19 protein-coding genes are annotated in these 20313 nt (G+C 42.6%); 9 read left to right on the forward strand and 10 right to left on the reverse strand.

Annotated features, from left to right (window positions below):
- Positions 1–83 precede the first annotated feature (83 nt).
- The 3 genes from B3X18_RS02780 (at position 84) to B3X18_RS02790 (ending at position 2312) form a co-directional block, all read left to right on the forward strand.
- On the forward strand, positions 84–725 hold the full coding sequence (locus tag B3X18_RS02780) for a TetR/AcrR family transcriptional regulator (protein ID WP_026444099.1): 642 nt from the start codon (positions 84–86) through the stop codon (positions 723–725).
- Positions 726–828: 103 nt separating this feature from the next.
- Positions 829–1749 (forward strand): ornithine carbamoyltransferase, encoded by a 921-nt coding sequence (argF, locus tag B3X18_RS02785; protein WP_005025666.1) that lies wholly within the window; start codon positions 829–831, stop codon positions 1747–1749.
- 95 nt (positions 1750–1844) lie between these two features.
- Positions 1845–2312, forward strand: a complete 468-nt coding sequence (locus B3X18_RS02790; RefSeq protein ID WP_106439046.1) for a hypothetical protein — start codon at positions 1845–1847, stop codon at positions 2310–2312.
- Positions 2313–2346: 34 nt separating this feature from the next.
- Here B3X18_RS02790 and B3X18_RS02795 read toward each other — a convergent pair whose 3' ends face one another.
- The 7 genes from B3X18_RS02795 to rpiA form a co-directional block, all read right to left on the reverse strand.
- Complete coding sequence (locus B3X18_RS02795) at positions 2347–2700, reverse strand: YnfA family protein (RefSeq protein ID WP_005014632.1); 354 nt, start codon at positions 2698–2700, stop codon at positions 2347–2349.
- A gap of 55 nt (positions 2701–2755) precedes the next feature.
- Positions 2756–5032, reverse strand: coding sequence for an ATP-dependent Clp protease ATP-binding subunit ClpA (gene clpA, locus B3X18_RS02800; RefSeq protein ID WP_005025664.1), 2277 nt, complete (start codon positions 5030–5032; stop codon positions 2756–2758).
- Between the two features lie 9 nt (positions 5033–5041).
- On the reverse strand, positions 5042–5455 hold the full coding sequence (gene clpS, locus B3X18_RS02805) for an ATP-dependent Clp protease adapter ClpS (RefSeq protein ID WP_005014635.1): 414 nt from the start codon (positions 5453–5455) through the stop codon (positions 5042–5044).
- 16 nt (positions 5456–5471) lie between these two features.
- The gene (locus B3X18_RS02810; protein WP_100222131.1) at positions 5472–6221 is read right to left on the reverse strand and encodes a DUF6776 family protein; all 750 of its coding nucleotides are present in this window, start codon (positions 6219–6221) and stop codon (positions 5472–5474) included.
- A gap of 76 nt (positions 6222–6297) precedes the next feature.
- Positions 6298–7353 carry an N-acetyl-gamma-glutamyl-phosphate reductase gene (gene argC / locus B3X18_RS02815; protein WP_171057111.1) on the reverse strand — a complete coding sequence of 352 codons (1056 nt, stop codon included), beginning with the start codon at positions 7351–7353 and terminating at the stop codon, positions 6298–6300.
- 80 nt (positions 7354–7433) lie between these two features.
- On the reverse strand, positions 7434–8108 hold the full coding sequence (locus tag B3X18_RS02820) for a SprT family zinc-dependent metalloprotease (protein WP_017401073.1): 675 nt from the start codon (positions 8106–8108) through the stop codon (positions 7434–7436).
- Positions 8108–8779 carry a ribose-5-phosphate isomerase RpiA gene (rpiA, locus tag B3X18_RS02825; RefSeq protein WP_005014640.1) on the reverse strand — a complete coding sequence of 224 codons (672 nt, stop codon included), beginning with the start codon at positions 8777–8779 and terminating at the stop codon, positions 8108–8110. Before rpiA ends, B3X18_RS02820 begins: the two co-directional genes overlap by 1 nt.
- A gap of 105 nt (positions 8780–8884) precedes the next feature.
- On the opposite strand from rpiA, the gene ilvA reads away from it, so the two are divergent.
- From ilvA to B3X18_RS02840, 3 genes are all read left to right on the forward strand, one after another.
- Positions 8885–10423, forward strand: a complete 1539-nt coding sequence (gene ilvA, locus B3X18_RS02830; RefSeq protein ID WP_005405526.1) for a threonine ammonia-lyase, biosynthetic — start codon at positions 8885–8887, stop codon at positions 10421–10423.
- A 246-nt stretch (positions 10424–10669) separates the two neighbouring features.
- Positions 10670–11320, forward strand: a complete 651-nt coding sequence (locus B3X18_RS02835) for a potassium channel family protein (protein ID WP_005405603.1) — start codon at positions 10670–10672, stop codon at positions 11318–11320.
- A 1-nt stretch (position 11321) separates the two neighbouring features.
- Positions 11322–12668: a TrkH family potassium uptake protein gene (locus tag B3X18_RS02840; RefSeq protein WP_005014643.1), complete on the forward strand. Its 1347-nt coding sequence runs from the start codon at positions 11322–11324 to the stop codon at positions 12666–12668.
- A 43-nt stretch (positions 12669–12711) separates the two neighbouring features.
- Here the strand turns inward: B3X18_RS02840 and B3X18_RS02845 are convergent, their stop codons facing one another.
- Both B3X18_RS02845 and B3X18_RS02850 read right to left on the reverse strand, forming a co-directional pair.
- On the reverse strand, positions 12712–13785 hold the full coding sequence (locus tag B3X18_RS02845) for a phospholipase A (RefSeq protein WP_005014644.1): 1074 nt from the start codon (positions 13783–13785) through the stop codon (positions 12712–12714).
- A 25-nt stretch (positions 13786–13810) separates the two neighbouring features.
- Positions 13811–16750 (reverse strand): insulinase family protein, encoded by a 2940-nt coding sequence (locus B3X18_RS02850; protein ID WP_034688230.1) that lies wholly within the window; start codon positions 16748–16750, stop codon positions 13811–13813.
- Positions 16751–17096: 346 nt separating this feature from the next.
- Here B3X18_RS02850 and B3X18_RS02855 point away from each other — a divergent pair, with 346 nt between their 5' ends.
- Genes B3X18_RS02855 through B3X18_RS02865 form a run of 3 tightly spaced genes read left to right on the forward strand, consistent with a single transcriptional unit; the run spans position 17097 to position 19052 of the window.
- Complete coding sequence (locus tag B3X18_RS02855; protein WP_005405505.1) at positions 17097–18101, forward strand: adenosine kinase; 1005 nt, start codon at positions 17097–17099, stop codon at positions 18099–18101.
- Between the two features lie 16 nt (positions 18102–18117).
- Positions 18118–18426, forward strand: a complete 309-nt coding sequence (locus tag B3X18_RS02860; protein ID WP_171054425.1) for a Rieske (2Fe-2S) protein — start codon at positions 18118–18120, stop codon at positions 18424–18426.
- A gap of 14 nt (positions 18427–18440) precedes the next feature.
- Positions 18441–19052 (forward strand): OB-fold-containig protein, encoded by a 612-nt coding sequence (locus tag B3X18_RS02865; RefSeq protein WP_005014650.1) that lies wholly within the window; start codon positions 18441–18443, stop codon positions 19050–19052.
- Positions 19053–19117: 65 nt separating this feature from the next.
- Here the strand turns inward: B3X18_RS02865 and B3X18_RS02870 are convergent.
- Positions 19118–20313: CaiB/BaiF CoA transferase family protein (locus B3X18_RS02870; RefSeq protein WP_286935115.1), on the reverse strand; the 1196-nt coding region annotated here is incomplete at its 5' end.

The following is a 20313-nucleotide window of genomic DNA, read 5'->3' on the forward strand; positions in this document are numbered from 1 at the left end:
AGAAATTAGCGCATAGTTTTGCTATACTCTTTCAAACTTATTGTTATCTTCCTTTCTTACTGTTTCTTTGTAGGTATCATTCATTGGTCCATCTTGCATCTACTGATTGCGAAAAACCGCAAACCCGTCGAGGACAGGAACGCCGAATGGCTTTATTGCTTAGTGCGAATGAGCTGTTTCTTGATAAGGGTTATGATGCGGTATCGCTTGATGATATTGTCCAACATGCCGGTGGTTCAAAAGCATCAATTTATAAATATTTTGGCAATAAGGAAGGTTTGTTTACAGCAATTTGTGACTATCGCCGGGAATTATTTTTTAAAGATATTTGTATTCCTTTTGACTTTCATATTAGCGAGTTACGTCACTATCTTGCGCATACACTCATCAATTTCTATCAACACTTGATACAGCCTGAAAATATGGCATTCATGCGTCTGGTGATTGAACAGGCTCAGCGTAACCCTGAGCTGGCACTCTATTTATACACTCAAGGTCCACAACATATCCAGCAGTGTATTGCGGTCGCTTTAGATAAAGGCCATCAGCAAGGTAAACTGGTTTGTCCTAATCCTAATTATTCTGCGATGATGTTTTTTGGAATTTTGAGAAATTTTGAATGGCGGATCCTGATGGGCCTTGCACCTGCTGAAGATCATCAGAAAATGATGGAATATATTCATTACTGTGTAGATTTATTCTTAAAAGGCCATCAAAAGGCTTAGTTCTTTTGCATTTTGATTCTCTTATAGTATATTAATTCGTTTCCTTTCCACTAACAGCAAGCAACTAATTGTTGTTTTATACAGCAATTATTGTGGAGCAAACATGACTCTACGGCATTTTCTTACTTTACGCGACTTATCAAGTCTGGAACTCAACCGCATCCTGGAACGCGCCAGCGAACTCAAGCGCATGCAGCACAACAATGAAGTCTATCAACCCTTTGTTGGTAAAGTATTGGGAATGATCTTTGAAAAATCAAGCACCCGTACCCGTATCTCTTTTGAAGCCGGTATGAGCCAGTTTGGTGGCGATGCAATTTTTCTGTCTTCACGTGATACCCAGCTTGGCCGAGGTGAGCCTATTGAAGACTCAGCCCGTGTAATCTCAAGTATGCTCGATATTGTCATGATCCGTACTTTTGGTCATGACATTGTCGAACGGTTTGCTTCTTACTCCAAAGTTCCAGTAATTAATGGCTTAACCGATGATCATCATCCTTGCCAGTTACTAGCAGACCTGCAAACCTATATCGAGCATCGTGGTTCGATTGAAGGCAAAACTGTAGCTTGGATCGGTGATGGCAATAATATGTGTAACTCCTATATTGAAGCTGCACATATGATGGGCTTTAAACTCAAGATTGCATCTCCAGCAGGTTATGAACCTAAAGAAGAATTTCTTACCGAATTTGCACATTGTGTTGAAGTCTTTAACAATGCAGAAGATGCTGCCGTCAATGCCGATTTGATCGTAACAGATGTCTGGGCCAGCATGGGGCAGGAAGAAGAACAGAAACTCCGTGAACAGGCATTTGCACAGTTTCAAGTAAATGAAAAATTGATGGGACTTGCACATCCGGACTGCCTGTTTATGCACTGTTTACCTGCTCACCGTGGTGAAGAGATATCAGAGAACATGCTGGATCATAAAAATGCAGTAGTATGGGATGAAGCCGAAAATCGTCTGCATGCTCAAAAAGCATTGGTAGAGTTCCTGCTCAATGAAAATATGAAACAGTCTTAATAAGTATCTTTTTGTATTAAAAGCATCCTCGGATGCTTTTTTTAAGCCTTGATCTTTATATAATAAAAACCATAATATTTATATCTGATTTTATAATGCTGATTAAAACGACTCTTTTCCTTTCTACCCTTCTATCTAGTTTTAGTCTATACGCACAGCCCACCAGTCTGGATCAGTACTTAATACAAGAGCGCATTATAAGCTCCGATCATAAGATTACTGATAAAAACCGTCTGAATGATGTGCTACAGGCTTTGAGTGAAGAAAATTCACGTGTTCTACCTTATCAAGTCGATGAAAATACTGTTCTTGAACAGGTCATGAGCTATGCAGATCATATAGAGGTACAGGGACTAATTGTTACACCTGATTTTAGGCAGTTTGCCCAGTCTGTAGGACAAAATAAAGTAGAACAATTATTTAGAAAAGGAGTCATCAACAACTGTTCGCACTTTTTTGAACATGAGTTTCAGCGCGTTAACCCATATGAATTAAACATGACACTTAATTCTGACTATGGACGATATCAGATTAAAATGAAAAATACCCAGTGCAAGTTTTAACATAAAGACTCAAGGGCAAATTACTATATGTGCTTTAACGTAGCCATCCTTGAGGCTGTAAAATAATAATACTTGCACCTAAAAGCACAATTGCTCCGCCTAACAGATCCCAGCGCGTCAATATGACCTGGTCAACCCAGCGTAACCATAAGAGCGCTGTGAATATGTAAATTCCGCCATAGGCTGCATAAATTCGTCCTGAGGCTGCCGGATGTAAAGTCAGCAACCATACAAAAATTGCCAGACTAATTATTGCAGGTAGCCACAACCAGGCTGACTTACCGTCTTTTAATATCAGATAGGGAAAATAACAGCCAAGAATTTCAGCCAACGCTGTCATAAAGAATAAAAAGAAAGTTGTTAAAATCTTAGTAAATTGTAAGTCCATAAAATTTCCAAAAAATAACCCGTGTCGAAACACGGGTTATATCTTTAAATAGAGCTTAAGCAGGTTCAGCTGTCTGGTCTTCAAAAACTTCCAATTTCAGCCCAACAGCCTGTCCATTTTCTTTTTTCACCGATACCGCAACGTTACCGCCATGTTCAGCCAGCTCACCAAACAGGATCATTTCTGCAAGCGGTTTTTTCAGATGTTCCTGAATCAATCGCTGCATTGGACGTGCACCCATCAGACGGTCATAACCCTGTTCTGTTAACCATTCGCGCGCACTCTGATCCACTTCCAGTACAACTTTTTTCTCATCCAGTTGTGCTTGCAGTTCTGTGAGGAACTTGTCTACTACAGATTCGATAATCGTAGTTGGTAATGGCTTAAATTGAATTACGCCATCCAGACGATTACGGAACTCTGGTGAGAACGCTTTCTTCATTGCTTCCTGATTATCATTACTGTTGTCCTGCTCTACGAAACCAATACTAGTACGCGAAATACTTTCTGCACCGATATTTGTAGTCATGACCAGGATCACATTGCGAAAATCTGATTTACGGCCATTATTGTCTGTCAGTGACCCATGATCCATCACTTGTAATAACAGGTTAAATACATCCGGATGAGCTTTTTCAATTTCATCCAGAAGCAATACACAGTGCGGATTTTTATGGATTGCATCAGTCAGCAGACCACCCTGATCATAACCAACATAACCAGGAGGAGCACCTATCAGACGTGAAACCGTATGACGCTCCATATATTCGGACATATCAAAGCGTACCAGCTCAAGCCCTAAAATTTTTGCCAGCTGTTTGGTCACTTCAGTTTTACCAACACCTGTTGGTCCTGCGAATACAAAACTGCCAACCGGCTTATCTGGCGACTTAAGGCCGGCCCGCGATAGCTTGATTGCTGAAGCCAGTGCAGTAATTGCTTCATCCTGTCCAAAAACAACACGTTTTAGATCACGCTCTAAATGACTCAGTACTGTTTTATCATCTTTAGAGACAGTTTTGGGTGGAATACGGGCAATTTTTGAAATAATATCTTCAATATTTTCAACTGTAATCAGGGTATTGTCTGCATCAGCTTTTAATCTCCGCTGTGCCCCCGCTTCATCAATTACGTCAATTGCCTTGTCTGGCAGAAAGCGGTCATTAATAAATTTGGATGATAGCTCTACCGCAGCAACCAAGGCACTATCTTCATACTCTACATGATGAAAGTCTTCGAATTTAGGTTTTAAGCCACGTAGAATATCTATACTTTCTGAAAGTGTCGGTTCGTTTACATCAATTTTCTGGAATCGACGTGATAAGGCATGATCTTTTTCAAATACTTGACGGTATTCTTGGAACGTGGTTGAACCAATACAACGTAAAGTACCATTTGCCAGCGCTGGCTTAATCAGGTTTGATGCATCCATCGTGCTGCCCATACTAGAGCCTGCACCAATAATCATATGAATTTCATCAATAAATAACACAGCTTCCGGTTTTTTCTTCAGGGCATTTAACAGCTGTTTTAAACGCTTTTCAAAGTCTCCACGGTATTTGGTGCCTGCGACTAGCGCACCAATATCCAGACTGTAAATTTCAGCATTCGCCAGTGGCTTAGGCGCCTTGTTATTGACGATCAGCCATGCAAGGCCTTCAGCAATTGAAGTTTTTCCCACACCTGGATCACCCACCAGAAGCGGATTATTTTTACGGCGACGACATAAAATTTGTGCGGCACGCTCGATTTCTTTTTCACGACCAATCAGTGGATCAGTTTTACCTTTTTGAGCTTCAATATTCAGATTTGTAGTATAGAGTTCCAGCGGCCCTGCATTGGCAGAACTGGTGGCCTCGCCTTCAATATCTTCAGCTTCTTCTTCCATATGTACTTCGTCTTTTCGAGTACCATGCGAAAGATATTGAGTCAGGGTCAAACGGTTAATCTGATGACGCTTGAGCAAATAGACTGCAAAGGAATCCCGCTCAGAGTACATTGCAACCAAAACATCGGCACCTTCTACAGTACGGTCACCGCCACTGGACTGTACATGAAAAATAGCACGTTGCAGAATCCGGTCAAAGCTTTCTGTCGGATGTGGTGCCTGGTCACTGTTTTCACCAAGTTTAGGGGTATGTTGTTCTACATATTCTTCTAGCTCTTTACGCAGTAAAACGATATCTGCACCGCATGCTTTTAACGCATTAACTGCAGAATCATTGTCCAGCAAAGCCAGCAATAGGTGTTCAACCGTTAGGAACTCATGTCTCTTTTGTCGAGCCATGCTTACAGCCAAACGTAAGGATACTTCGAGTTGACGACTGAGCATGCGACCCCCTTAATCTTTTGGCTCAATTTGGCAAAGTAATGGATGACCTTGCGACCGAGCATAATTGTTTACTTGGTTTGCCTTGGTCTCCGCAATATCTCGCGGATAGATGCCAGCAACCCCTTTTCCTTCATAATGTACTGTTAGCATTACTTGAGTTGCCTGGTCAAGATTTAATGCAAAGTATTGTTGTAAAATTTCAATTACAAAGTCCATTGGGGTGTAGTCATCATTTAGTAAAACAACGGCATACAGGGGTGGTTTTTTTAACTGCGGAGGTGCAGGTTTAACTGCAATTTCTCCATCAGCTTCATCATTTTGCGAATCGCTTAAGCGTGGATTAAGATGCCAATCAACTAGGCCGGTCTGACAAAAAGAGGCTTTCACTTCGTTTAAGGTTATTTTACGCTTAGTAGCTCGCATACAATCTTTATTTCACTTACTGTGCATTTGCTTCTGCTTGAGGAATTTCAGAAATAAATGCTGATGAATTTTCAACAGGTTTTCCACGTTGCCAGCTGAAACGCTTGATGACTGGCGTGCCTGCTCCAGTTAAACGGACCTCAATAAATTGAGGTGTAAAGCCTTTTGGCATAGTCCAGCGCCCGGTCAGACGCTCAAAGTCTTCGAAATTAAATTTATTGTCTTCAAGAGGTACAACCAGCACCTCTGTGCCCTGAATCAGGCGCAGCTCAACCGAACCTGAAGCACGACGTTTATTGGGGCTGACCTGTACCAGATCAAGCTGGTACTCATAAGCATTTTCAGAAAGCGGTTTAATTCCCAAATTTTGTATAGTCAGACTCAGGCCACCACGGTCACGTAGTACTTCACGATAGATCAGGCTCATACCCTCAACCTGAGACTGCTTGGCACGGGCTTCATTTAATGCAGTATACAAATCGTTAGAATTGCTTACCGCCACATCGCGCTCCTGAATTGCTGCATTCAAGCTCTTGTTCAAGGCATTTAGAGCAGTTTTCTGCTTCTGGACCACTTCAACCAGTTGCTCGGCATCTGCATCATAACCGACCACTGACAAGCCTTGACGATGGCCAACTGAATATCCTAATGCCAGGCTTCCTAATGTCAGAAGTGCTCCTCCCATAACCAATGGCATATTGGTTTGCAAAAATGGCTTCTTCACTTTATGTGACGTGGTATTAGGTTCTGTGTTTTGCATCGTCATCTCTAAAATACAAAAATTTTTTCAAAGCACACATTTAAATCTAAAAATAAATATGTGTGAAGTTCAAAAGCGTTTTTTATGGTAATAAGCCAATACCGGTCAGACCAGCATTTTCAGCAAAACCAAACATTAGGTTCATATTTTGTACCGCTTGACCCGCTGCACCTTTAACAAGATTGTCCTGAACCACTAAAATAACCAGTTTTGTTGGCTGTGGCTTATACAGGGCAATACGTAACTGGTTGGCACCACGTACACTACGAGTTTCAGGTGAGCTACTGGATGGCATTACATCAACAAACTGTTCATCGGCATAAAAGATTTCATAAAGTGACTGTAGATCAGTATTTTGTCCCTGTTCAGTTAAATCAACATAAATAGTACTGAACATACCGCGAATCATCGGTACCAGATGTGGAATAAACAGAATCTGGTCAAATACACCGCTCTGGCCAGAAATGTTCTCTAACGCCTCTACTATCTCTGGATGATGACGGTGACCGGCAACACCATAAGCTTTAAAATTATCGGCATTTTCGCTGTAAATCATGCCAAGACTGGCTTTACGACCCGCCCCTGAAACGCCAGACTTAGCATCAATAATAATACTGGCTGGTTTAACCAGCTCTTGTTCAGATTTAAATAGTGGCGCCAGACCAAGTTGAACCGTAGTTGGATAACAGCCCGGATTTCCTACTACCTTAGCCTGCTTGATTTTTTCACGGTTAAGTTCGGTTAAACCGTAAACTGATTCAGTCAATATATCCGGACAGCTATGTTCCAGACCATACCATTTCTCGAACTGCTGTAAGTTCTGTAAACGGAAGTCAGCTGCCAGATCAATCACTTTGGTATTAGCAGCAACCAGCTCGGCAGCGTGCTTCATGGCAACACCGTGCGGTGTGGCAAAAAACACCACGTCACAATGTTTCAGGACATTCATATCCAAGTCTGAAAACTGGAGATCGGTATAGCCGCGCAGACTTAGGAACATGTCATCTACACGCTTGCCTGCTTCTGTACGTGAGGTGAGTACACTGACTTGAACATCGGGATGCCGTAATAAAAGACGTAGCAATTCAACGCCTGTATAACCTGTACCACCCACAATTCCGACAGAAATCACTCTTATTTCCTCAAGGTTTACCTAAACCCGGCTAGTATGGCAGTTCATCTCATTTTCTACAATGTGCAACTGCATCAGATCACAGTCTATATATACCACCAGCCAGGTAACTTATAACTCTTAAGCTGCTGGCGGTGCACCAGATAATCTGGATCATGCCGCGCCACTTCTGCCCAAAACAGAGGACTATGATTAAAATGCCGGGTATGTGCCAGTTCATGAATACACAAGTAGCGCACCAGTTGCTTTGGCATTAATATCGCGCCTGCATGCAGCATAATATCATGTACACTGCTGCAACTCCCCCACCGGGTCTTGGGCTGGCGAATACTGCATGTTTTATACGGCAACCCAATTTCCTGACTTATGGATTCGAGATAATCAGGTAGAAGCTGCTTTGCCTGATCTATTACAAAGGCTTTTAAGCTATGTTCAGGATGATTCTGATTAATAAGAATCTGCTGCTCTATATTTAAAATAAAAGAGTTTTTTTGCGCACATTGCTTTATTGCAAGCTCGGCAGGGCAATTAAAAAATTTTATAGACTCTGGAATAGAAAACAGATCTGGTATCTGGCTCTGCTGTTTATGCCATGTCTCTAACAACCAGTTCTCTGCCTGAGATAAAAACTGTTCTATCTGTTTCTTAGTACAACGCAGAGGTACAGTGAGCCGCACCCCTTGTGGTTCGACACGCAATCGCAAACGCTTTGCTGTTGCATGCCGAACAATTCTGATTTCAGGTAATTCAGCCTGCTGCATTAAATGGCTGTACGTTCTTCAATGCCATTATTGGTGGCCACAATTGCAATATCAGCTTTGTTGATCGCAAATATACCGTTGGTTACTACTCCCGGAATATTATTGATGGTTTTTTCAAGTTCGAGTGCATTCAAGATATTCAGATTATAGACATCCAGAATCACATTACCATTATCTGTAATCACCCCTTCACGATATACCGGATCGCCACCCAGACTTACCAGTTTACGTGCTACCGCAGAACGTGCCATAGGAATGACTTCTACAGGCAAAGGAAAATCACGGCCCAGCTGTTCTACCCACTTCGAGTCATCTACAATACAAACAAATTTCTTGGCAATTGAAGCAACAATCTTTTCACGAGTCAGTGCTGCACCGCCCCCTTTAATCATATGCATATGACGGTCGATTTCATCTGCACCATCGACGTAGGCATCCAGACCGCCAACATGGTTCATGTCAACCACTTCAATTCCCAATTTTTTCAGTCGCTCTGCTGTTGCATTAGAACTGGCCACTGCTGCTTCAAGTTGCAGCTCTGGCAATAACTCGATCAGGAAATTAACCGTGCTCCCTGTGCCTACGCCCAAAATACCGCCTCGAGGCAAATGTTTTAGCGCCGCTTTGGCAGCTGCCTGTTTTTTTTCATCTTGGGTGGTATACAGACTCATGACTTCACTCAACTATTTTTAGCAAATTGGCCAATTAAACGGCGCAAATGTACAGGGGTTTGTTACAATAAGCCCCTATTTTAAACTGTTAGATGGAAGATTAACATGCTGTCTCGTTTGGTTCGACAAATTTTACAAGCAACGGTTTATGATGTTGCAATCGAAACCCCACTCGAAGCAGCGCCACGAATTAGTGAAAAACTAAACAACAATATTCGCTTTAAACGTGAAGACTTACAGCCAGTTTTTTCATTTAAGCTGCGCGGTGCTTATAACCGCATTAGCCAATTACCCAAAACTCAGCTAGAACGTGGCGTAATTACAGCTTCAGCAGGTAACCATGCCCAAGGTGTTGCCCTGTCTGGAAAGAAACTGGGAATTCGCGCCATTATTGTTATGCCAAAAACTACACCAGATATTAAAATTCAGGCTGTAAAACGCCTTGGTGGTGAAGTGGTTCTGCACGGTGATTCTTTTGATATTGCCAACAAATATGCAATTCAACGTGCATCAGAAGAAGGTATGACTTTTATCCCGCCTTATGACGATGAACTGGTTATGGCCGGACAAGGGACCATCGCCAATGAAATTTTGCGCCAGTGGCGTGATGTAGAATATGTATTTGTTGCAGTAGGTGGCGGTGGCCTGATAGCAGGTATAGCTGCCTATTTAGGTGATGTTGCGCCACATGTAAAAGTGATTCCTGTCGAATATGATGAATCAGCCTGTTTAAAGGCAGCCCTAGAATCTGGTGAGCGTGTAATTTTGCCATCGGTAGGCCTGTTTGCAGATGGTACAGCCGTAGCACAGATTGGTGAAAAGCCTTTTGAAGTAATCCGCTTGCAGAAATCTGATAATTCGGGCCCGATTGTTGAGCCTGAGGTTGTTCTGGTAAATACAGACGAAATTTGTGCAGCAATTAAAGAAATATTTGATGAAAACCGCAGTATTGTCGAACCTTCGGGTGCAATGGCATTGGCAGGTATTAAAAAGTATGTTGAACAGCATAAACTGACTGGTAAAAATATTGTGTCTATTGTTTGCGGTGCAAACATGAACTTTGACCGATTACGCTATATCGCTGAACGTACAGAACTGGGGGAACGTCGTGAAGCAATCTATGCTGTAACCATTCCTGAACAGAAAGGTGCCTTTTTACAATTTTGCCGAACCCTGCAAGGTCGTAATATTACTGAATTTAACTACCGCGCCAGTGAAAGTGACTCGGCACAGGTTTTTGTGGGCATCAGTTTAAAAGGTGGTGAAGCAGAACGCCATGAAATCCATAACCTGCTAAAAGAAAGTTACGAGGTGGATGACCTGTCCGATGATGAAGTTGCCAAGCTGCACATCCGCTATTTGATTGGTGGCCATGCCAATATTGAAAATGAGCGCCTGTTCCGGGTAGAGTTTCCGGAACGTCCAGGTGCCCTGCTGACGTTCCTTGAACGCCTTGGCCCGACTCATAATATTACCCTGTTCCACTACCGCAACCATGGCGCAGCTGAAGGACGGGTTCTGGTGGGTATGGAAGCGACAGATGCCAAGCAGAATCCGGATGGAATAATTGAAACCTTGAAAACAATCACTTATCCGTATGAAGAAATAACTCATAATATTGGCTATAAGCGTTTTCTTAAATAGTTTCTGGTAAATAGAAACCGGCCTAGAGCCGGTTTTTTATTTTATATCATTTTATTTAAACCTATCCGTTTGGGGTTTTAAAACACTTTAAAATTTTCTTTTTTATTAAGGTAATACCCTGTATTTTTTGTAACACAGCAACCTCAAAATAATTAAAACTAAAGTGATATTATCACGCTGTATAATAGATTAAGCTTTGTACTCTTTACAGTGCAGACTTTAGAAGAAAGATAGCAGGTTTTCTGAATGGCTTTATTTACCGTAATTGGTCTGGGTAGCTTTGGAGCTACTGTCGCTACCGAACTTACCCGCCTCAAGCATGACGTGATTGGTATAGATCTGGTTAAACGTCACGTTGAAAATATTGGTGACCAGTTATCACATGCAGTGATTGCCGATGCGACTGATGAACATGTGCTCGAAGAGCTTAATATTCAGGATTGTGATGCTGTCGTAGTGGCAATTGGTGAGGATATTGAAGCCAGTATTTTATGTGTTCTACACCTGAAAAACATGGGGGTAAACAAGATCTGGGTAAAAGCCAAGACCAAGGCACATCATATGATTCTGAGTCATTTAGGCATCGACAAGATCATTCACCCTGAAGAAGATATGGGGATCAGGGTCGCCCAAGCTTTAAATTATCCTATGGTCAGCCGTTATATGGCACTTGAGGATGATCATTTTATAGTTCGGATCAATATTGAAAATAAACTTGAAGGAGTGCATCTGTTTGGCCTGATTAACCAGGTCGCAAAAGTTCATCTGCTGCTTTTAAAGCGCGGCAAAGAAATTTTTTATGAGCCTGCTCCAGATTTCACTTTAAAGTATGGGGATATTTTAATCATAGAAGGCTCTCTGGAGCAGCTCCAAAGACTTTCAATGCGTTTTCTCTAACATGCATTTTCCTAATTTTAGACATCTCACACAACGAACTGTTAACCTGAGCCCTCCTACACTTCTGGCTTTAGGATTTTTAAGTTTCATTCTGGTTGGAACCCTGTTGTTGCGCCTGCCTATCTCTCACCACGGCCATTTGAGCTGGATGGATGCATTATTTACTGCTACATCGGCAGTCACGATTACTGGTTTATCCACCATCAGTGTTCATGACTCTCTAACAGGTTTTGGCCAGACAGTACTCTTGCTCCTTATTCAGAGCGGGGGCCTAGGTTTTATGACCTTTGCCATTCTGGCAGCACTGAGCCTTTCTCCTAAAGTACGTCTCAGACAGCAGATGATGGCACAAACTGCTACCGGACAAACCAATCTGTCCAAAGTCACTTTTGTAGCCAAAGGCGTTTTTTTCTATACTTTATTTTTTGAGCTCATCGGCACAGTCATATTAACGGTATTATTTACGCCTGAATACGGCTTTCCAACTAGCCTGCATTATGCAATTTTTTACAGTATTTCTTCATTTAACAATGCCGGTTTTTCTATTTTTGGCGATAGCCTGATGAGCTTTGAAGGGCAATATCTGGTTTACTTGGTTATTAGCCTGCTCTATATCATTGGGGGAATCGGTTTTATTGTACTCATGGATATAAAACGCTCCAAAAGCTGGAGCAAACTTAGCGCCAACAGCAAGTTGGTATTGAGTTCCATTGCCATTATCAATCTGTTGGCTTTTATAGTGATCTGGATGTTAGAAGCAACCAATTATCAGACGCTCGGTCAGCTAAATCTGGGTGAACAGGCTGTACATGCTTGGTTTCAGGCCACTGCGCCACGTTCCTCTGGCCTAAATACCATTGATACAGGTTCAATGACGAGTACTTCGACGTTAGTGGTGATGCTATTGATGTTTATTGGAGGTGGCTCTCTCAGCACGGCGGGTGGTATTAAAGTAGGTACATTTGTAGTCTTACTGCTCAGCGTAATTTCTTTCTTGCGCCGTAATGAGGAAGTCCGTGCTTTTAACCATTCAATCTCACAGGAAACCACAGTGAAGGCACTGGCCGTCGCCATGATTACCTGCATTTTAATCTTTGGAGGATTTTTCCTGATTCTTCTGCTGGAACCCCGGCAAAACTTTTTGGATCTGCTATTCGAAATTGTCTCTGCTGCATGTACTGTAGGTTTATCGCGCGGGATTACCAGTGAACTGAGTCCTGGCAGCTTAATGATCCTTATTTTCCTGATGTATGCCGGACGGCTTGGTCCTTTAACATTAGCATATCTGATTGCAACTCCAAAGAAGAGCCGGCTTAAGCACCCGCCAACCGATATCCAGATCGGTTAAATTAAAAAAACCACTCTTGAGAGTGGTTTTTTACAGTAGGGCTCTAGTACCAGTTCATGAGTGAAACACCCAGACCCACATAGGTAGCACGGTGATTATAATCAATCAAGCTCTCGCCATAACCATCAAACAATTGAAAATGTCCACGCAATTTGCCGCTAATCGGGAATGCCCAGTCAAATTGGGCAGCACCATGTGAGTCATCGCCTCCTTTTAAAGAGTGCCGCAACATCAAAGAGAAATCGTGATCTTTCCAGCGATAGAAGGCCGTTAAATCTCCACGGCCGATATAGTCATCAATATCTGCATTGTTGTCATCACTTGCATTTTCCTCAATACGGTACCAAGGTCGCAGCATAAGAGCAAAATTTTCATGCTCAAGCCCGACATTCATAATGATACGGTTCCAGCTACGCGATAAAGGATCTGCACGGCCGTTAGACTGGTGATTAAAAGTCAAACCCAGTAACCGGCCGTTTAAACCTAGCAAATTATAATTCGTGCGGAACATCAGGCTGACTTCAGGCTCATAATTAGTTTCCCGAAACGGACGGGATTCATCTTCGTTATATACCTGCCAGCGTGACGACTGGGTATAACCTAACCATAGGTCGCCATTATCACCAAATATATTTTCTGCCGCTTTGGTTTTAAAGGAAATCTGGAACTTGGCTTCAATTGACTTAAGGTCCTGTGCATCTTCTGCAGAGACTGTATTTTCAGGATTTGGACTCGAAGGTGTTTCATTTTTATCGCTGGTCCAATAAGCTGGCAGCAAATAGACTGGCTGGTGAGCACGAATATTCCATGTACCGAGCTTGCTTTCTGGAGAAAGCTCCCAACGGCGGTCCAGCAATGAAACATTCGGATCAATTTTTGGATCTTCTACTGCTTTGCGTTGAGCCACCACTAAAGGTTTTTCTGCTTCGGGTACCACAAACAATGCATCATAACAGGCCAGACGATCTGCATTGGAAGCAAGTCCTACACATGCTTGTGCACTCGCAGGTTTAGCCGCCGCAGGATCTTCCGCATGGCTTGTAGACACCACCACCACGCCAAGTATCGCAAGGATACCCAGCTGAAGTGAGGGCCGTTCAAAGGCTTTGAACGACATTTTATTCTCCAGTTTTCAGTTTTATTTATTTGACTTGTTTAATTTCAAAACCGAGTTGTACTAATTCATCACGCTTTGCAAATGGTGCAACCACCGCTCTAACCGGTTTCTGACCGGTCAGATAAATATTTACAACCCGTTTCAGATCATCAAAAGTAGTCTGTAATATACGCTGACGCAAGATTTTTCTAAAGGCTGGCGTACGTTCATGCAGTAATGCATAACATGCTGTAATAGCTTCACCCGCTGGAGAACCCGGCTTATCCATACTGGCAACCAAACCAAGAATAGCCTCTTCTAACTGGTGTGGTTTTTGTTCAGCATTAAATAACCAGTTCAAGCTTGAATCAAAGTCGTTGAAAGTTTCTGCGAGACGTGGATCGCGATAACTATAGAAACGGAAACTGCAAGCATTACCATCATAGCTGGCTCCTCCACCATAAGCCCCACCTTTTTCACGAATAGCGCTATGCAAAAAGCCGTTACGCAAGTATGCAGCCAATACCATTAACGGTGCAGCATCCGGGTGGGAGACTTCAACAGCCTGATAAGCTGAGGCACAGAACTGAACATTAGACTGGATTAACCAGGCTTCATCCGCGTTATTATCTTCGAATTTAACCTGAGTCAGCTCAGCTTGAGTTTGATATACAGCCAGTTTATTCCATACGTCCTGGATTTCTTCCAACAAGCGTTCAGTCTGGTGTTCTTCACACACCAGCAAAAACTGTTTAGGAGCCTGTAACAGTTTGCGATGAATTAACTTCAACTCATCAATAAGGCGATGATACTCTGCCTCATCTTTTTCAATGTTGCTGATCAGATCTGTCATCCAGTTGAGCGCACCCAGTCCTGTCGTATGATAATCACGACGAGCCAGCGCACTCATGTTACGTGACGCTGTTTGCATCGCATAACTATGTCCTGAGCCGGAAATCCGTGAATGCCAACGGGTTTTACGCTGTTGCAGAAGTTCTATGATACGGTTCTTTTCATCAAAACGAAGCTGCTCAAAAGCCAGCTTGAGTAGATGGATCGCGTCAAATTTATTAACCAGTGATTTGGTGGTTAATGTCAGCCAGGCACTTATACGACCTTTATCATTAACTTTGCTGCGTAATGAAGCACCCATGCCTAATCCACCACTCACTGCAGTTTGCAGCTGTTGCAGTTCAAGATAGCCATACTCTCCTGCACCCACCTCACCCATCAGGATTGAAAGCAAGTTAAAGTAAGGTGAATTTATTATCTCATCAGGAATCTGGATCAGCACCTGCTGATAATAAATACCATTTGTTCCAGCATGGTAAAGATTTAAAGGGGTATCCAGATTATTACAGATAATTTCACGCAGCTGACCCTGTACAATGTGCAGCTCTTCAGGCACATCCTCCAAACCTACTTTAGGCAATAGGTCCAAATCATCTTCCATATTCTGACGTTGCTTCAATGCTTCTGTATTTTCCAGAATCTGTTTACGGTCTGCTTCAGACAATGTCTCAGCGAGTTTAGCCAGACGAGCTTTTTCAGCCTGCTCATCCTTTAGAGACTTTTCAGCATCAGGCACCAGAGTCAGTTGAACACGATGCGGGTTATCAAGCAGATAAGTCTGGATCAGGCTAGACAGCCACATTGGGTCTTTTAGTTCTTCTCTTACCTGTTCAATCGCGCTGTCGACATCCCATACATGAATCGGGTCATTGTGATGAATAGCACTACTCAAACCATTCAGGATCAGACTGAGGCCATAAGGTGTACCATCACCACCAATTTCACGCTGATGCAGTTCGATCTGATGCAAAATTGCTTCAATCAGTTTTGGATCTACAGGTCTTGATGCCACTTCCTGCAAGATATTAAGTACGCCTTCCTTAAATGTCTGTGCATGCTCCGGATTAGAGCCTTGTACTGCACAATAAAAAGTCATCTCAAAGTTGCTGTCATCTACTCCCATAAACGGGCCTGTAGACTGTGCGTATCCACAGGTTTCCAAATAATGCCGTAAGGGTGAAGCCGAGTCTTCCAGTAATATGCCTTCAACCAGACGCATACCTAAACGCAATTTGATGTCACTAGCCTGAGGTAATAACCAGCCCAATACGTGATAAGTTTTATCTGTTAGCTCATCGCCATCTACTGCATAAGTTTCAGTAACTTCTATAGGGGCTGACAGGCGTTTTTCCGGAGTTGAATAGAGTGTTTTTCCAGGTTTAAACTTGTTTAAAGCCAGCGTTTCAAACTGTTCCTGCAACTCATACGCCGAAAGATTACCAAAAGTCATAAAGACTGCATTACTTGGATGATAATGCGACTTATAAAAATCGACTAACTGCTCATAAGTCAGATCAGGAATGTCTTTAGGATCACCACCTGAATTATAATGATAAGTGGTTTGTGGGAATAAATGTTCTGCCAGCTGATGATACAACTGATCTGAAGGTGAACTCATCGCCCCCTTCATTTCATTAAAAACCACGCCCTTATAGACAGGCTGGTCATCTTCGAGCTCTACCCGAATACCTTCCTGAGCAAAATCCAGAGGATTCAGGTTTGCAGCAAAGGCTGCATCGAGATAAACAGATAACAGGTTCTGAAAATCTTTCTTGTTTTGGGTCGCAAACGGGTAGGCTGTCCAGTCTGCCGCTGTAAAAGCATTCATGAAAGTATTTAATGAACGGCGGATCATTAAAAAGAATGGATCACGGACCGGAAATTTTTCTGAGCCACATAAAGCAGTATGCTCCAAAATATGAGCAGTACCTTTTGAATCCATGGGCTGGGTACGAAAAGCTACCAAGAATACGTTTTCATCATAGTCAGTGGCTAGATGGTAATGCACCGCCCCTGTAACCTTGTGTTTGTATTCAGACACTAAAATGTCTAGGGCCTCGACATGGTGTTGACGTACCAACTGAAACGCGGGATGAACAGTTTGATTAATGGTTTCAGTGACATCGACAGTCATGTGATCTCCTCATACTTTTAAAATATTCAATAAATTGCATTATACCTATAGTTTTAGTCACAATTCACGTTTTAAACCTGACTAAAACAATAGATTTTTAATGATGGCATGATCGGTTTTTTCAACCTTGTCTCAAATAAACAGTAGGTTTCAAGATGGCTAGATTCAGTATGGTCCTAATTCCGGTTCAGCTAAAGTAAAATAGTTGCTAACCATCTATTTCAATAGGGAGGAATTAAAAACGTACCCCCTCTTTCAATAAACATATTGAATTTTATTCATTAATCTATAAGAAATATAAGCATTAAGGTAAACTTGTTTTTTTATATGATAAATGGCGAGAAACATGGCGACTGTTGACCTTTTTGCAATTGGCAATGCATTAATTGACCAAGAATTTAGAGTTACTGATGAATTCCTCACTCAGCAGAATCTGCAAAAAGGTACCATGCAACTGGCCGAAGGTGATGTTCAGTCAGCCTTATATGAGAATCTGAAAGCAACCCAAGTTTATAAAGGTCAGGCAAGCGGTGGCTCAGCAGCCAATACAACGGTGGCATTTAGTGCCCTAGGCGGTAAAGCATTTTATGCCTGTCGTGTAGGTAATGATGAGCTTGGCCTAGTCTATCTTAACGGTTTAAATGCAGCCGATGTAAAAACCAGTGCCAAGTCAATTAGTGATGGTGTAACCGGTACTTGCATGGTACTCATCAGTGAAGATTCTGAACGTACCATGCAAACCTATCTTGGGATTACTGCTGAACTCTCGGAAACCCAGATTGATTTCTCGCCTCTTCAAACTGCAAAGTGGTTATATATTGAGGGTTATCTGTCAACCAGCCCCACTGCACGTGCCGCTGTACGTGAAGCACGTCGTATTGCCCGTACACATGGGGTAAAAATTGCGCTGACTTTATCTGATCCGGCTATGGTGCAGTATGCACGTGAAGGGCTGGACGAAATGATTGATGACGGTGTAGACCTGCTATTCTGTAATGAACATGAAGCTATGATGTATACCGGCGCCTCAACTGCAGAGCAGGCCTTAGAAAAATTGAAATTTAAAAGTCGGTATGTTGTTATTACCCGCAGCGCACAGGGTGCAATACTTGCTACAGCTGAACAGCATTTGCAGATACCAGGTCGTAGCGTAATCGCTGTAGATGCCAATGGCGCAGGTGATGCATTTGCTGGGGCTCTACTTTATGCTATGAATGCAGGTATGGATATAAAAACTGCGGCAGAACTGGCTATTTTAATTTCTAGTGAAGTGGTTGCAAATTTTGGCCCCCGGTTAACTCTGGAGCAATACCGTCAGCTCTTGCAAAAATTTAAACAGGAAACTGCATAATATGGAAAGAATATGCTTGACTGAAGATATACCAGAACGTGAAGCCCGCAGCTATGAAACAGCTAATGGTGATAATATTTTTATCACCCAGCGCGACGGATGTTTTTATGCTTACCAGAATCTTTGTCCGCATCTGCAAACCGAGCTTGAATTTTTAGAGAACCAGTTTCTCGACCGTGATCAGGAATTCATAGAATGCTCGACTCATGGTGCCTTGTTCCTGGTCGAGACAGGAGAGTGTATTTCTGGTCCTTGTCAGGGTCAGTCGCTTGAGAAAGTTGCCATTAAGGTCCATTCTGACGGCGGCATTTATCTAGAAAATTAATTAAAGGTTCTGTCATGGCTGCGCTGCTGCTTAATTATTATTTGATGCCATTTAATGTCAGTTTATTGGCTTTAGTGTTGCTCAGCATGGCAGAAACTATCGGCATGCAGTTCGGTTTTCGGCCCAGCGATTTACTCAAACGCTTTATACCGGTCTGGATCTCGAACTCCCCCCTCTTCGATGTAAAGTTTTCTAAGGTTTTGATCTTTGTATTTTTGCTCATGAACTTTAGCTTTGCAGGGTATTTTTTGCAGTTCGTTTACTTCGCCAATCAACAGCAGCTGATTTCACCTTTTTATATTATTTTACCTGCTCTGATTATTGCAATTTTCTTTACCATGTTCATGATCCATTGCCTGGATCAGGTGATTAAACCCAAGCTGAACCAAAAAAATACCAGCCTGCTGGGGCGACTGGCAACGATCTCTAGTGGTAGCGCAAGACCAGGGTTTTCAGCCCAGGCCAGAGTCAGAGATGAGTTTGGACAGCTACATTATGTACAGGTTGAGCCAGAATTTGGTGAATTGGAATTTCAGTCACAGGTAATCTTGATTCGGTTTAAAAAATCACATTATATGGCCAAAAAAATTTCCGAATCAAACCGCCTGTTCAATCCGGAATTATAGAGTCCTGATAAACTATTTAGAAATTAGAATTTATATAATTCTTCTACCATTGCATGGTAATAAAATTATAAGTCCAGTCCATCAATGACCTTATTCTCACGCAAAAGCTGTAATTGCTCTTCGGTTTTAAACTCTCGGAGAATCTGGCCAGTATGCTCACCCAGTCGTGGTGGTGCTTGCCAGTATTCTACTGGCGTATCTGATAATTTGATTGGCGAGCCTATAACTCTGAATGCAGGATTAAGCACATGGGGCAGCTTGACCAGCATCTGTCTTGCCTGTACTTGCGGCTCTGCAAATGCCTCTTCTATCGAATTTATCATACCGACTGGTACTTTCACTGCATGGATTCGCTCTACCCAATACTGGGCATTTTCTTGCAGAAAATAATCTGACAGTATACCCACCAGTTCATGCCGGTGTTTTACCCGGCTCTGGTTGGTTAAAAATTCAGAACGCCCTAATAAATCCTTCCGGTCAATAGCGATACATAGTTCCCTGAATTGTCTATCATTTCCACAGGCTACAATAAACTCTTTATCTTTCGCCCTGAAAGTCTGATAGGGAACAATATTTGGATGTGTATTTCCCATACGCTGGGGCGCTTTACCTGAACTCAGGTAATTCATCCCCTGATTCGCCAGACCGGCAATCTGCACATCCAGTAAAGACATATCAATGTATTGTCCCCGTCCAGTGTGCTGACGCGCCAGTAATGCAGCCTGAATCGCAATTGTGGCATATAACCCGGTTTGAAGATCTACCACTGCAACGCCTACCTTCTGTGCACCACCACCTGGTATACTGTCTGGTTCCCCAGTAATACTCATCAGGCCGGCCATACCCTGTATAATAAAATCATAGCCAGGTTCAGCAGCTCGTGGTCCATCCTGACCAAAACCAGTGATTGAACAATATACAAGTTGAGGATTTAAAACCTTAAGGCTGTCATAATCCAGTCCATAACGTACCAGTGAACCTGCCTTATAATTTTCAATTACTACATCGGCTGTTTTAGCCATCTCCCGGATCAGCTCCTGGCCTTCATGAGTGGCCATATCAATAGCGACTGAGTGTTTATTACGGTTTGTACACTGGAAATATCCCGATTCACGAGTTTGTTCTCCGTTTTGATCAAGCATCCAGGGTGGCCCCCACATACGAGTATCATCACCTGTACCTGGTCGTTCAACCTTAATTACTTCTGCTCCCAGATCTGCCAAAATCTGTCCACACCATGGTCCGGCCAGTACACGGCTCA

Origin of the sequence: Acinetobacter sp. UBA6571 (assembly GCF_002434085.1) — a bacterium.
GTDB lineage: Bacteria > Pseudomonadota > Gammaproteobacteria > Pseudomonadales > Moraxellaceae > Acinetobacter > Acinetobacter radioresistens.

Bases quoted from the DNA above. Each gene is read 5' to 3' on its own strand.
- argF (WP_005025666.1), top strand. From the start codon at position 829: ATGACTCTACGGCATTTTCTTACTTTACGCGACTTATCAAGTCTGGAA.
- B3X18_RS02790 (WP_106439046.1), top strand. From the start codon at position 1,845: ATGCTGATTAAAACGACTCTTTTCCTTTCTACCCTTCTATCTAGTTTT.
- B3X18_RS02795 (WP_005014632.1), bottom strand. From the start codon at position 2,700: ATGGACTTACAATTTACTAAGATTTTAACAACTTTCTTTTTATTCTTT.
- clpA (WP_005025664.1), bottom strand. From the start codon at position 5,032: ATGCTCAGTCGTCAACTCGAAGTATCCTTACGTTTGGCTGTAAGCATG.
- clpS (WP_005014635.1), bottom strand. From the start codon at position 5,455: ATGCGAGCTACTAAGCGTAAAATAACCTTAAACGAAGTGAAAGCCTCT.
- B3X18_RS02810 (WP_100222131.1), bottom strand. From the start codon at position 6,221: ATGACGATGCAAAACACAGAACCTAATACCACGTCACATAAAGTGAAG.
- B3X18_RS02820 (WP_017401073.1), bottom strand. From the start codon at position 8,108: ATGCAGCAGGCTGAATTACCTGAAATCAGAATTGTTCGGCATGCAACA.
- rpiA (WP_005014640.1), bottom strand. From the start codon at position 8,779: ATGAGTCTGTATACCACCCAAGATGAAAAAAAACAGGCAGCTGCCAAA.
- ilvA (WP_005405526.1), top strand. From the start codon at position 8,885: ATGCTGTCTCGTTTGGTTCGACAAATTTTACAAGCAACGGTTTATGAT.
- B3X18_RS02835 (WP_005405603.1), top strand. From the start codon at position 10,670: ATGGCTTTATTTACCGTAATTGGTCTGGGTAGCTTTGGAGCTACTGTC.
- B3X18_RS02840 (WP_005014643.1), top strand. From the start codon at position 11,322: ATGCATTTTCCTAATTTTAGACATCTCACACAACGAACTGTTAACCTG.
- B3X18_RS02845 (WP_005014644.1), bottom strand. From the start codon at position 13,785: ATGTCGTTCAAAGCCTTTGAACGGCCCTCACTTCAGCTGGGTATCCTT.
- B3X18_RS02850 (WP_034688230.1), bottom strand. From the start codon at position 16,750: ATGACTGTCGATGTCACTGAAACCATTAATCAAACTGTTCATCCCGCG.
- B3X18_RS02855 (WP_005405505.1), top strand. From the start codon at position 17,097: ATGGCGACTGTTGACCTTTTTGCAATTGGCAATGCATTAATTGACCAA.
- B3X18_RS02865 (WP_005014650.1), top strand. From the start codon at position 18,441: ATGGCTGCGCTGCTGCTTAATTATTATTTGATGCCATTTAATGTCAGT.